Consider the following 12,004-nt stretch of genomic DNA (forward strand, 5'->3'; position numbering starts at 1 on the left):
GAGATGTGTATAAGAGACAGGCGCCATCTACCTGCAGCACGGGATCGACACGGCCCGCGAAGTGATCCTGCGGCTGTTCGGCCCGCTGCTGGACGCCGCGCCGACCCTGGGGGCCGGCCTGGACTGGAAGACCAGCCTGCAAGAGCTGACGGCGGCGCGCGGGATGGGCGCGCCGTCCTACGTCGTCACCTCCACCGGCCCGGACCACGACAAGGAATTCACCGCGGTCGTCGTCGTGATGGACACCGAGTACGGGTCCGGGGTGGGGCGCTCCAAGAAGGAGGCCGAGCAGAAGGCCGCCGCCGCGACGTGGAAGGCCCTGGACGTGCTGGACAGCGCCGTTCCCGGCAACTAGATGCCGGAGCTACCCGAGGTCGAGGTGGTGCGCCGCGGCTTGCAGGCCCGCGTCGTGGGCAAAACCATCACCGCCGTGCGGGTGCACCATCCCCGCGCGGTGCGCCGGCACGAGGCCGGGCCGGCCGACCTCACCGCCCGGCTGCTCGACGCCAAGATCACCGGCACCGATCGGCGCGGCAAGTACCTGTGGCTGCTGCTGGACGGCCAGGGCGATCCGGACAGCGCCCTCGTCGTGCACCTGGGCATGAGCGGTCAGATGCTGCTCGGGACGGTGCCGCGCGCCGACCACGTGCGCATCTCCGCGCTGCTCGACGACGGGACCGTGCTGAGCTTCGCCGACCAACGCACCTTCGGCGGCTGGATGCTCGCCGATCTGGTGAGCGTGGACGGCAGCGTCGTGCCGGCGCCCGTCGCGCACCTCGCGCGCGACCCGCTCGACCCGCTGTTTGACCGCGACGCCGTGGTGGATGTGTTGCGGCGCAAGCATTCCGAGATCAAGCGGCAGCTTCTCGATCAAACGGTGGTGTCGGGGATCGGCAACATCTATGCCGACGAGGCGCTGTGGCGGGCCAAGGTCAACGGCGCCCGGATCGCCGCCTCGCTGAGCCGCCGGCGGCTGGGGGAGGTCCTGGACGCCGCGGCCGACGTGATGCGCGACGCGCTGGCGCAGGGCGGGACCTCGTTCGACTCGCTCTACATCAACGTCAACGGCGAATCGGGGTACTTCGACCGGTCGCTGGATGCCTACGGCCGCGACGGGCAGAACTGCCGGCGCTGCGGCGCCGTGATACGCCGGGAGAAGTTCATGAACCGGTCGTCGTTCTACTGCCCGAAATGCCAGCCCCTGCCGCGGCCTTGAGGCGCGTTTGCAAGAAAGGTGAGGTTATCCTCACCTGGCATCGTTATCCTGGTCGACATGGTGTACGCGTGGAGTCGGGTCGGCTAGTGCGGCGATCGGGTTCCCCAACCGTGCTGGCCCACCTCACGCCGGGCCAGCGGGCGAGGATCGTGGGTGTGGCCCCGGCCGCATCCCCCGTGGTCGCGGGTCGATTGCGCCAGCTGGGCTTCCGTCCGTCGTCCGACGTCGAGGTCATTCGGCGCGCCCCGATGGGCGACCCGACCATTTACCGCGTTCAGGACACCGAACTGTGCCTGCGCCGCCGCGAGGCTCGGCTGATCCAGGTCGACCCGGGGAGCGTCGCATGACGTCCTGCCACGAGGAAGGCGCCGCCGTCGCGGTTGTGGGTGCGGCGCGGATCGCGCTGGTGGGCAGCCCCAACGCGGGCAAGACCTCGGTGTTCAACCACCTCACCGGGCTGCGCGCCAAGACCGGCAACTACCCGGGCGTCACCGTCGGGCGCCGGGTCGGCGTCACGAAGGTGGACGGCGCCGAGATCGCGGTTGAGGACCTGCCCGGCACCTACAGCCTGGAGCCCATCAGCCCGGACGAACAGGTGGTGGCCGACCTGCTGGCCGGCAACTTCGCCGACGCCGGCCGTCCCGACGCGATCGTCCTGGTGGCCGACGCCACCACCCTGCACCGCTCGATCACGCTCGTGGCCCAGGTGATGCGGCTCGACGTTCCGTGCCTGTTGGCACTGACCATGACCGACGAGCTGACCGCGCGCGGCGGCGGCATCGACGTCGACGCGTTGTCGACGGCGCTGGGCATTCCGGTGATCCCGGTGATCGCGCACCGCGGCGGGGGCATCGACACCCTGCGCGCCCAGCTGGCGTCCTTCGACCGGTGGCAGCGGCCCCCGATCCTGCCCCCGGGCGGCAACGACGCCATCGACGCGTGGGGCAAATCGGTGCTCGGTGCGGCCAAATACGTTGCGCCACAACCGGATAGGCGGACACGCGGCATCGACGCGATCGTGCTGCACCCGCTGTGGGGGACCATCATCTTCTTCGCGGTGATGTTCTGCTTCTTCCAGGTCGTCTTCACCGTGGCCGCGCCGCTGCAGGACCGCGTGAGCCAGGGGCTGGGTTGGCTCGGCGCGCTCGTCAGCGACCACGTCGGCAACTACGTCGTGCGCGGCCTGCTCGGCCAGGGCCTCATCGGCGGCGTGGGCACGGTGCTCCAGTTCATCCCGCAGATCGTGTTGTTGTTCCTGCTGATCGCGCTGCTGGAAAACATTGGGTACATGGCGCGGGCGGCGTTCCTGATGGATCGCGTGATGGCCGCGACGGGACTGGAGGGCCGCGCGTTCGTCGCGATGCTGTCGTCGTTCGCGTGCGCCATCCCGGGGATCATGGCCACCCGAACCCTGCCGTCGTCGCGCGATCGGATCGCCACCATCATCACGGCACCGTTGATGACCTGCTCCGCCCGCCTTCCGGTGTTCACCCTGCTGGTGGGGCTGCTGGTTTCGCCGCAGACCCAGTGGTGGGGCTTCAGCGCGCAGGGCGTCGCGATGTTCCTGCTGTACCTGTGCGGCGGCACCTCGGCGCTGATCGCCGCGTCGTTGTTCAAGTCGACGATCCTGCGCAGCGATCTGCTCCCGTTCACGATGGAGCTACCGCCGTACCGCTTCCCGTCGCCCAAGAACGTGCTGATCACCATGTGGGATTCGGCCAAGGTGTTCCTGCGCAAGGCCGGAACCATCATCCTGGGCACCTCCGTGGTGCTGTGGGTGCTGCTGAATCTTCCTGCGCGCCAATCCGAAACCGCGAGCATGTCGCCGACGGAGACCACCGCCTACATGATGGACCACAGCTACGCCGCGGACGTCGGCAAGGCGATCGGGCCGGTGTTCGCCCCGCTCGGCTTCGATTGGCGCATCAACGTCGCCCTGCTCGGCTCGTTCTCGGCGCGTGAGGTCTTCGTCTCGACCCTCGGCCAGGTATCCGCGGCGACGAACCCGGACGATCCGCACGAGGCCTTGGTCACCATGAGCGCCGACGACGGCCACAAGGTGTTCACCGCGCCGACCGTCATCGCGTTGATGGTGTACTTCATCTTCGCGCTGCAATGCATGTCGACCGTCGCCGTGATGCGCCGCGAGACCAACTCGTGGCGATGGCCCGCGTTCGCCTGGTGCTACATGTTCGTGCTCGCCTGGACGATGGCGTTCGCGGCCCGCTCGATCGCGGTCGGGGTGGGCGCATGATCCCGATCCACGCCACCGCCACCGCGGACCCGCGCCGGCTGCGCTGGGTGGTCCCGCCCGATCGACTCCCGACGCGCGGCACCGTCCGGGGCGCCCCCGGCCGGCTCGGCGCCCTGCTGGACGGCGGGACACTGGCCGAGGTCGTGGTCGGCGCCGACGACGTTCTGATCACGCTCGGAACCGGCGGCAGCTGGCGTGAGCTCGGCGACGACGTCCGCGAGGCGCTCGGCGAGGCGCTGCAGGAACCGGGTGCTTGGGCGGTCGACGAGTCGTCCGGCCCCGATCTGGAAACCGTTGCCGCGGAACTGCTTGCCGGGCCCGTCGGCGCGCTCGCCGCCTCGCACGGCGGGTCGATCGAGCTGGTCTCGGTGGCCGGCCACACCGTGACCGTGCGGATGGTCGGCGCCTGCGACGGGTGTCCGGCCGCGTCGTCGACCCTGCGGGACGTCTTCGAGCGTGAGCTGCGGCAACGAGTCGGCCCGCGGGTGATTGTCGTAAGCGAAAACAATTCGGCCGCAATCTCTTTCGGTAAGAAGCTGCTGTCGTTGATCGTCCGCTGAAACGCCTGGCCCCCGACTCGGCGGGGGTCGAGGCGCGCGGCCCGGTAAAAAGTAGGACATGACCGAACTGTGGGTGGAGCGCACGGGATCGCGCCGTTACACCGGATATAGCTCGCGCGGTGCGCAGGTGCTCGTCGGCTCGGAGGACGTCGAGGGCGTGTTCACCCCCGGCGAGCTGCTGAAGATCGCGCTCGCCGCGTGCAGCGGGATGTCCAGCGACCAGCCGCTGGCCCGCCGGCTGGGCGATGACTACAAGGCGGTGGTCAGGGTCTCGGGCCCCGCCGACCGCGAGCGCGAGGTCTACCCGCTGCTGGAAGAGACGCTCGAGCTCGACCTGTCCGGGCTGTCCGAACAGGAGAAGGAGCGGCTGCTGGTGGTGGTCGACCGGGCGATCGACGCCGTCTGCACCGTCGGGCGCACGCTGAAGGCCGGCACGCAGGTCAACTTCGAGGTCGCCGATGTCGGATCCTGACGTCCGGCTCACCGCCTGGGTGCACGGGCAGGTGCAGGGCGTCGGCTTCCGCTGGTGGACGCGCAGCCGGGCGCTCGAGCTGGGGCTTACCGGCTATGCGGCCAACCAGGCCGACGGCCGCGTGTTGGTGGTGGCCCAGGGGCCGCGCGAGGCCGGCGAGAAACTGCTGGCGCTGCTCGAGGGCGGCGAGGCCTGGCCGCCCAGGCCGGGCCGCGTCGACAAGGTGGTCGCCGACTGGTCGCAGCCGCAGGACCGCTTCGAGGGGTTCGTCGAGCGCTGAAGCGCACGCCGGAGCCGTGACTGATGTGGCCATTGTGGCCAGTGCGGCAAGGTGTACACGACGGCCGGATTTCGCGCCTCCCGACACCCCTCGGTGCGGGGGACGCGGGCGATTTGGGCGGTAGTCTGGCTCGCCGTGTACCTCAAGAGTCTGACGCTGAAGGGCTTCAAGTCCTTCGCTTCGCCGACGACTCTGCGTTTCGAGCCGGGCATCACCGCGGTCGTCGGGCCCAACGGCTCGGGCAAGTCCAACGTGGTTGACGCCCTGGCCTGGGTGATGGGGGAGCAGGGGGCGAAGACGCTGCGCGGCGGCAAGATGGAAGACGTCATCTTCGCCGGCACCTCGTCGCGCGCCCCGCTGGGCCGCGCCGAGGTCACCGTCACCATCGACAACTCCGACAACGCGCTGCCGATCGAATACTCCGAGGTGTCGATCACCCGCCGGATGTTCCGCGACGGCGCGAGCGAATACGAAATCAACGGCGCCAGTTGCCGTTTGATGGACGTGCAGGAGTTGCTCAGCGACTCGGGCATCGGCCGGGAGATGCACGTCATCGTCGGGCAGGGCAAGCTCGACGAGATCCTGCAGTCGCGACCCGAGGACCGCCGCGCCTTCATCGAAGAGGCCGCCGGGGTGCTCAAGCACCGCAAGCGCAAGGAAAAGGCGCTGCGCAAGCTCGACGCGATGTCGGCCAACCTCGCGCGGCTCACCGACCTGACCACCGAGCTGCGCCGCCAGCTCAAACCGCTGGGCCGCCAGGCCGAGGTGGCGCGCCGCGCCCAGACCATCCAGGCCGACCTGCGCGACGCCCGGCTGCGCCTGGCCGCCGACGACCTGGTCAACCGGCAGACCGAGCGCGACGCCATCTTCGAGGCCGAGGCCGCCATCCGCCGCGAGCACGACGAGGCCGCCGCCCGCCTGGCCGTGGCCTCGGAGGAGCTGACCGCCCACGAGGCGGCCGTCGCCGAGCTGTCGATCCGCGCGGAATCGGTGCAGCACACCTGGTTCGGGCTGTCCGCCCTGGCCGAGCGGGTGGCCGCGACGGTGCGCATCGCCAGCGAGCGCGCGCACCACCTCGACGTGGAGCCGGCGCCGCCCAATGACACCGACCCCGACGCGTTGGAGGCCGAGGCCGAGCGGGTCGCCGTCGCCGAGCGGCAGTTGCTGGGCGAACTCGCCGAGGCGCGCACCCGGCTGGACGCCGCCCGTGCCGAGCTGGGCGAGCGCGAACGCGAAGCCGCCGAGGCCGACCGGGCGCACCTGGCCGCCGTGCGGGCCGAGGCGGACCGGCGCGAGGGCCTGGCGCGCCTGGCCGGCCAGGTGGAGACCATGCGGGCGCGCGTCGAGTCCATCGACGACAGCGTCGCGCGGCTGTCCGAACGCATCGAGCAGGCCGCCGCCCGCGCGCAACAGTCCAAGGCGGAGTTCGAGACCGTGCAGGGCCGCGTCGGCGAGCTCGACCAGGGCGAGGTGGGCCTGGACGAGCACCACGAGCGGACCGTGGCCGCGTTGCGGTTGGCCGACGAACGCGTCGCCGAACTGCAATCCGCCGAGCGCGACGCCGAGCGCCGGGTGGCCTCGCTGCGGGCCCGCATCGACGCGCTCTCGGTCGGGCTGGAACGCAAGGACGGCGCGGCCTGGCTCACCCAAAACCACGCCGGCACAGGCCTTTTCGGGCCGATCGCCAAGCTGGTCAAGGTGCGTTCCGGCTACGAGGCGGCGCTGGCTGCGGTGCTGGGGTCGGCGGCCGACGCGCTGGCCGCCGAAAGCTTCGGCGCGGCCCGCTCCGCGGTCGCCGCGCTCAAGCGGGCCGACGGTGGGCGCGCCGCGCTGGTGCTCGGCGACTGGCCCGCCGACGAGCCCGCGGCGCGGGACGCCCTGCCCGGCACGGCCCGCTGGGCGCTGGACCTGATCGACGCGCCCGCGCGGCTGCGTGGCGCCATCACGGCGATGCTGTCGGGCGTCGCGGTGGTCGACGACCTGGATCAGGCGCTCGAGCTGGTGGCGGCGCGCCCCCAGCTGCGTGCCGTCACCCTCGACGGTGACCTGGTGGGTGCCGGCTGGGTGAGCGGCGGCTCGGACCGCAAGCTCTCCACGCTCGAGGTGACCTCGGAGATCGACAAGGCCGGCAGCGAGCTGGCCGCCGCGGAATCGCAGGTCGCCCAGCTGGCGGCGGCGCTGTCCGGCGCGCTGACCGAGCAGGCCGCCCGCCAGGACTCCGCGGAACAGGCGCTGGCCGCCCTCAACGAGTCCGACACCGCGATCTCGGCGATGTATGAGCAGCTGGGCCGGCTCGGGCAGGAGGCCCGCACCACCGAGGACGAGTGGAGCCGGCTGCTGCGGCAGCGCGAGGAGCTCGAAGCGGGTCGCGCGCAGACGGTCGAGGAAGTCACCGAACTGGAGAACCGGCTGCGCAACGCCCAGGAGACGCAGCACGTCAACGCCGAAGAGCCAAACCACGCGGAGGTTCGCCAGCGGATCGCGGCCGCCGCCGAGGCCGCCCGCAGCGCCGAGGTGGAGGCGCGGCTGGCCGTGCGGACCGCCGAGGAGCGGGCCAACGCGGTGCGCGGGCGGGCGGATTCGTTGCGCCGGGCCGCCGCCGCGGAACGCGAGGCCCGGCTGCGGGCCGAGCAGGCGCGCGAGGCGCGGCTGCGGGCGGCCGCCGTCGCCGCCGCCGTGGCCGACGCCGGGCGGCTGCTGGCGCAGCGGCTGGACCGGGTGGTCGCGGCGGCGTCGGCGATCCGTGCCGCGCTCGCGGCCGAACGCCAGGACCGCGCGACCGCGATGGCGGCGGTGCGCGACGAGGTGAACGCGCTGAGCGCCCGGGTGGCCACGCTCACCGACTCGCTGCACCGCGACGAGGTGGCCAACGCGCAGGCGGCGATGCGCATCGAGCAGCTCGAGCAGATGGTGCTCGAACAGTTCGGAATGTCACCGCCGGACCTGATCGCCGAGTACGGGCCGGACGTGGCGCTGCCGCCCACCGAGCTGGAGATGGCCGAGTTCGAGCAGGCCCGCGAGCGCGGCGAGCAAGTGGTCGCGCCCGCGCCGATGCCCTATGACCGGCCCACCCAGGAGCGCCGGGCCAAACGCGCCGAGCGCGAGCTTGCCGAGCTGGGCCGGGTCAACCCGCTGGCGCTGGAGGAGTTCGCCGCGCTGGAGGAGCGCTACAACTTCCTGTCCACCCAGCTCGAGGACGTCAAGGCGGCCCGCAAGGACCTGCTCGACGTCGTCGCCGACGTCGACGCCCGCATCCTGCAGGTGTTCAGCGACGCCTTCGTCGACGTGGAGCGCGAGTTCCGGGAAGTCTTCACCGTGCTGTTCCCCGGCGGCGAGGGCCGGCTGCGGCTGACCGACCCGGACGACATGCTCACCACCGGCATCGAGGTGGAGGCCCGCCCGCCGGGCAAGAAGATCACCCGGCTGTCGCTGCTGTCCGGCGGCGAGAAGGCGCTGACCGCGGTGGCGATGCTGGTGGCGATCTTCCGCGCCCGCCCGTCGCCGTTCTACATCATGGACGAGGTCGAGGCCGCGCTCGACGACACCAACCTGCGGCGCCTGATCAGCCTGTTCGAGCTGCTGCGGGCGCGTTCGCAGCTGATCATCATCACGCACCAGAAGCCGACCATGGAGGTCGCCGACGCGCTGTACGGCGTGACCATGCAGGGCGACGGCATCACCGCGGTCATCTCGCAGCGGATGCGCGGGCAGCAGGTGGAGCAGCTGGTCGGAACCTGATCAGCGTGTACTGACGGCGTTCCGCGTGCGCGGGCGGCGGGATTCCGGCGAATTATTCGCCCGGGACGCACACCCGAGGCCCAGGACGCACACCCGATGCCCCGTGAGCGCCGGGCCGCTTGAAACAATGTCAGCGTGTCCCAAGGTCTTTGGATCGCGATCGCGGTCCTGATAGTTCTCGTCGTCGTGGTCGCGCTGGTCGCGGGCCTGGTGCGGTACCGCCGCCGGCGGATCAGCTTCACCGCCAAGCCGGAGCCGGGGGCGATCGACCGGTCGGGCGGCTACACCGCGTCGTCCGGCATCACGTTCAGCCAGACCGCAAGAACCGATTTGGGGGCCGACCGGCTCGACACCACGGGGCTGCCCGCCGTGGGCGACGACGCCACCATTCCCCGCGACGCGCCGCGGCGCACCATCTCGGAGGTCGAACTCCCCGAACCCGAACCCGAACCCGAGGCCCCCGCGCCCCCGGCGGCCCCCGCACCTCCCGAAGCACCCCCGGCCGAGCCCGCCCCCGAGATCGAGGCCATCGCCCCGCCCGAAGGGCGGCTGGAGCGGCTCCGCGGCCGGCTGGCCCGCTCACAGAACGCGCTGGGACGCGGCGTGCTGGGCCTGATCGGTGGCGGCGATCTCGACGAAGACGCCTGGCAGGACGTCGAGGACACCCTGCTGGTCGCCGACCTGGGCCCGGTGGTCACCGATTCGGTGATGTCGCAGCTGCGCGCCCGCCTGGCCGGCAGCGACGTGCGCACCGAGGCCGACGCCAAGGCGGTGCTGCGCGACGTGCTGATCCGTGAACTGCACCCCGAGATGGACCGTTCGATCCGCGCGCTGCCGCACGCCGACCACCCGTCGGTGCTGCTGGTCGTCGGCGTGAACGGCACCGGAAAGACCACCACCGTCGGCAAGTTGGCGCGCGTGCTGGTGGCCGACGGCCGACGCGTCGTGCTCGGCGCCGCCGACACCTTCCGCGCCGCGGCGGCCGACCAGCTGCAGACCTGGGCCTCCCGGGTCGGCGCCGAGGTGGTGCGCGGGCCCGAGGGCGCCGACCCGGCGTCGGTGGCCTTCGACGCCGTGGACAAGGGCATCGCCGCGGGCGCCGACGTCGTGCTCATCGACACCGCCGGGCGGCTGCACACCAAGGTCGGGCTGATGGACGAGCTCGACAAGGTTAAACGCGTGGTAACACGGCGCGCCGCGGTCGACGAGGTGCTGCTGGTCCTCGACGCCACCATCGGGCAGAACGGGCTGGCCCAGGCGCGGGTGTTCGCCGAGGTGGTCGAGATCACCGGCGCCGTGCTGACCAAGCTGGACGGTACGGCCAAGGGCGGCATCGTATTCCGCGTCCAGCAGGAGCTCGGGGTGCCGGTGAAGCTGGTCGGGCTCGGGGAGGGTCCCGACGACCTCGCGCCGTTCGAGCCGGGCGCCTTCGTCGACGCCCTGCTCGGCTGAAACCCCTAACACGCAGCGCGGGACGTTAATACCGCCGAAACACGGTGGCCCCACTGCGGAAACAACCATCTCGCAAGGTTCTGGATCAGGTCACAGGCGTCGCCTGACGGCCATTCATGTCCTTACCGGAGGTGAGCGAGTGGCATTCCCGCAATTGGGCCAACCCGATACCGGCGATACCGCCTGGATGTTGGCGAGTTCCGCGCTAGTGCTGTTGATGACGCCGGGCCTTGCGTTCTTCTACGGCGGCATGGTGCGCACCAGAAGCGTGCTCAACATGATCATGATGAGCATCAGCGCGATGGGCGTGGTCACCGTGCTGTGGGTGCTCTACGGCTACTCGATGTCGTTCGGGGACGACCGGGGCGGCGTCGTGGGCAACCCGACCGATTACTGGGGCTTGGCGAAGCTGATCGGCGGCAACGCCGTCAAGGCGGACGCGAGCAAGGGCGTCACGCAGGTGGACATCCCGCTGGCCGGCACGATGCCCGCCACCGTCTTCGTCGCCTTCCAGCTGATGTTCGCGATCATCACCGTCGCCCTGATCTCGGGCGCGGTGGCCGACCGGCTCAAGTTCACCGCCTGGCTGGTGTTCGCCGGGCTGTGGGCGACGCTGGTCTACTTCCCGGTCGCGCACTGGGTCTTCGCCGCGGACGGCTTCGCGTCCGAGCACGGCGGCTGGATCAACAACAAGCTGCACGCGATCGACTTCGCCGGTGGGACAGCGGTCCATATCAACTCCGGTGTGGCGGGCCTGGCCCTGGCGATCGTCCTGGGCAAGCGCCGCGGCTGGCCCACGACGCTGTTCCGGCCGCACAACCTGCCCTTCGTGATGCTCGGCGCCGGCCTGCTGTGGTTCGGCTGGTTCGGGTTCAACGCCGGCTCGGCGACCAGCTCCAACGGCTCGGCCGGGTCGACGTTCATGACCACCACGGTCGCCACGGCCACGGCCATGCTGGCCTGGCTGCTAACCGAGCGCATCCGTGACGGCAAGCCCACGACGCTGGGTGCGGCGTCCGGCATCGTCGCCGGGCTGGTGGCGATCACGCCGTCCTGCTCGTCGGTCAACATCCTGGGCGCGATCGTCGTCGGGGCGGTGGCCGGAGTGGTGTGCGCGCTGGCGGTCGGGCTGAAGTTCAAGTTCGGCTTCGACGACTCGCTCGACGTGGTCGGCGTGCACATGATCGGCGGTCTGGCGGGCACGCTGCTGGTGGGCCTGCTCGCCGCGCCCGAGTCCACGGCCATCAACGGCGTGGCCGGGGTGTCGAAGGGGTTGTTCTACGGCGGCGGCTGGGCCCAGCTGGAGCGGCAGGCGGTCGGCGCGTTCGCCGTCCTCTTCTACTCCGGCATCGTCACGCTGATCCTGGCCTTGATCCTCAAGTACACGATCGGGCTGCGCGTGAGCGCCGAGGAAGAATCAAACGGGATCGACGAGGCCGAGCACGCGGAGAGCGGTTACGATTTCGGAACGATCGGTGGGCAAGGGTCCGTTCTCCCGGCCGCGCGGATTCCGGTGGATGACCGCAACGGTCTGGAGGAGGATCGAGTGGGCGACAAAGTGGAGGCAGAGCAGGCATGAAGCTAGTCACCGCAATCGTGAAGCCGTTCACCCTCGATGACGTGAAGACCAGCCTCGAGGACGCGGGCATCCTGGGGATGACGGTCAGCGAAGTCCAGGGATATGGACGTCAGAAGGGCCACACCGAGGTTTACCGGGGTGCCGAATACTCGGTGGATTTCGTGCCGAAGGTGCGCATCGAGGTGGTGGTCGACGATTCCATCGTGGACAAGGTCGTGGACAGCATCGTCCGGGCGGCGCGCACCGGCAAGATCGGTGACGGCAAGGTCTGGGTCAGCCCCGTGGAAACCATCGTGCGGGTGCGCACGGGTGAACGCGGGACCGATGCCCTCTGACCGTGGCGGGACGTCGCTGAACCGGGCCGGACGGGCCGGGAAGGTATGACAAACCCACAGTCATCGGGAGCAGGAACAGGAAGCGCCGGCGGGGCAAGCGATTTGGCTGCCTCCCGGC

Annotated in this window: 10 protein-coding genes and 1 pseudogene; all 11 read left to right on the forward strand. The window is 70.8% G+C overall.

Annotated elements, in window-relative coordinates; all coding sequences use genetic code 11:
- Positions 1 to 19: 19 nt before the first annotated feature.
- Positions 20 to 355, forward strand: a pseudogene (locus tag WU80_RS22135) (putative dsRNA-binding protein); the annotation flags it as partial.
- Positions 356 to 1,216, forward strand: a complete 861-nt coding sequence (gene mutM / locus WU80_RS22140) for a DNA-formamidopyrimidine glycosylase (protein ID WP_055404834.1) — start codon at positions 356 to 358, stop codon at positions 1,214 to 1,216.
- A gap of 110 nt (positions 1,217 to 1,326) precedes the next feature.
- A complete protein-coding gene (locus WU80_RS22145; protein ID WP_055404835.1) occupies positions 1,327 to 1,563 on the forward strand; it encodes a FeoA family protein in 237 nt (78 codons plus the stop codon).
- Entirely contained in the window at positions 1,560 to 3,470 is a 1,911-nt protein-coding gene (locus WU80_RS22150) for a ferrous iron transporter B (RefSeq protein WP_055404836.1), read from the forward strand. The genes WU80_RS22145 and WU80_RS22150 overlap by 4 nt, the downstream gene beginning before the upstream one ends.
- A complete protein-coding gene (locus WU80_RS22155) occupies positions 3,467 to 4,030 on the forward strand; it encodes a NifU family protein (RefSeq protein WP_055404837.1) in 564 nt (187 codons plus the stop codon). Before WU80_RS22150 ends, WU80_RS22155 begins: the two co-directional genes overlap by 4 nt.
- Positions 4,031 to 4,088: 58 nt before the next feature.
- Entirely contained in the window at positions 4,089 to 4,502 is a 414-nt protein-coding gene (locus WU80_RS22160) for an OsmC family protein (RefSeq protein ID WP_055404838.1), read from the forward strand.
- On the forward strand, positions 4,489 to 4,782 hold the full coding sequence (locus WU80_RS22165; RefSeq protein WP_055404839.1) for an acylphosphatase: 294 nt from the start codon (positions 4,489 to 4,491) through the stop codon (positions 4,780 to 4,782). The genes WU80_RS22160 and WU80_RS22165 overlap by 14 nt, the downstream gene beginning before the upstream one ends.
- A 135-nt stretch (positions 4,783 to 4,917) precedes the next feature.
- Positions 4,918 to 8,520, forward strand: a complete 3,603-nt coding sequence (gene smc, locus WU80_RS22170) for a chromosome segregation protein SMC (RefSeq protein WP_055404840.1) — start codon at positions 4,918 to 4,920, stop codon at positions 8,518 to 8,520.
- Positions 8,521 to 8,655: 135 nt separating this feature from the next.
- Positions 8,656 to 9,972, forward strand: coding sequence for a signal recognition particle-docking protein FtsY (gene ftsY, locus WU80_RS22175; protein ID WP_055404841.1), 1,317 nt, complete (start codon positions 8,656 to 8,658; stop codon positions 9,970 to 9,972).
- Positions 9,973 to 10,159: 187 nt separating this feature from the next.
- Positions 10,160 to 11,551: an ammonium transporter gene (locus tag WU80_RS22180; RefSeq protein WP_055404842.1), complete on the forward strand. Its 1,392-nt coding sequence runs from the start codon at positions 10,160 to 10,162 to the stop codon at positions 11,549 to 11,551.
- The gene (gene glnB / locus WU80_RS22185; protein WP_055404843.1) at positions 11,548 to 11,886 is read left to right on the forward strand and encodes a nitrogen regulatory protein P-II; all 339 of its coding nucleotides are present in this window, start codon (positions 11,548 to 11,550) and stop codon (positions 11,884 to 11,886) included. Before WU80_RS22180 ends, glnB begins: the two co-directional genes overlap by 4 nt.
- Positions 11,887 to 12,004 lie beyond the last annotated feature (118 nt).

The organism is Mycobacterium sp. UM_11 (assembly GCF_001414075.1).
Lineage (GTDB): Bacteria > Actinomycetota > Actinomycetes > Mycobacteriales > Mycobacteriaceae > Mycobacterium.

What these genes read in the sequence shown, in the direction of transcription:
- WU80_RS22155 (WP_055404837.1), top strand. Translation starts at nt 3,467, where the DNA reads ATGATCCCGATCCACGCCACCGCCACCGCGGACCCGCGCCGGCTGCGC.
- mutM (WP_055404834.1), top strand. Translation starts at nt 356, where the DNA reads ATGCCGGAGCTACCCGAGGTCGAGGTGGTGCGCCGCGGCTTGCAGGCC.
- WU80_RS22160 (WP_055404838.1), top strand. Translation starts at nt 4,089, where the DNA reads ATGACCGAACTGTGGGTGGAGCGCACGGGATCGCGCCGTTACACCGGA.
- glnB (WP_055404843.1), top strand. Translation starts at nt 11,548, where the DNA reads ATGAAGCTAGTCACCGCAATCGTGAAGCCGTTCACCCTCGATGACGTG.
- WU80_RS22165 (WP_055404839.1), top strand. Translation starts at nt 4,489, where the DNA reads ATGTCGGATCCTGACGTCCGGCTCACCGCCTGGGTGCACGGGCAGGTG.
- WU80_RS22150 (WP_055404836.1), top strand. Translation starts at nt 1,560, where the DNA reads ATGACGTCCTGCCACGAGGAAGGCGCCGCCGTCGCGGTTGTGGGTGCG.
- WU80_RS22180 (WP_055404842.1), top strand. Translation starts at nt 10,160, where the DNA reads ATGTTGGCGAGTTCCGCGCTAGTGCTGTTGATGACGCCGGGCCTTGCG.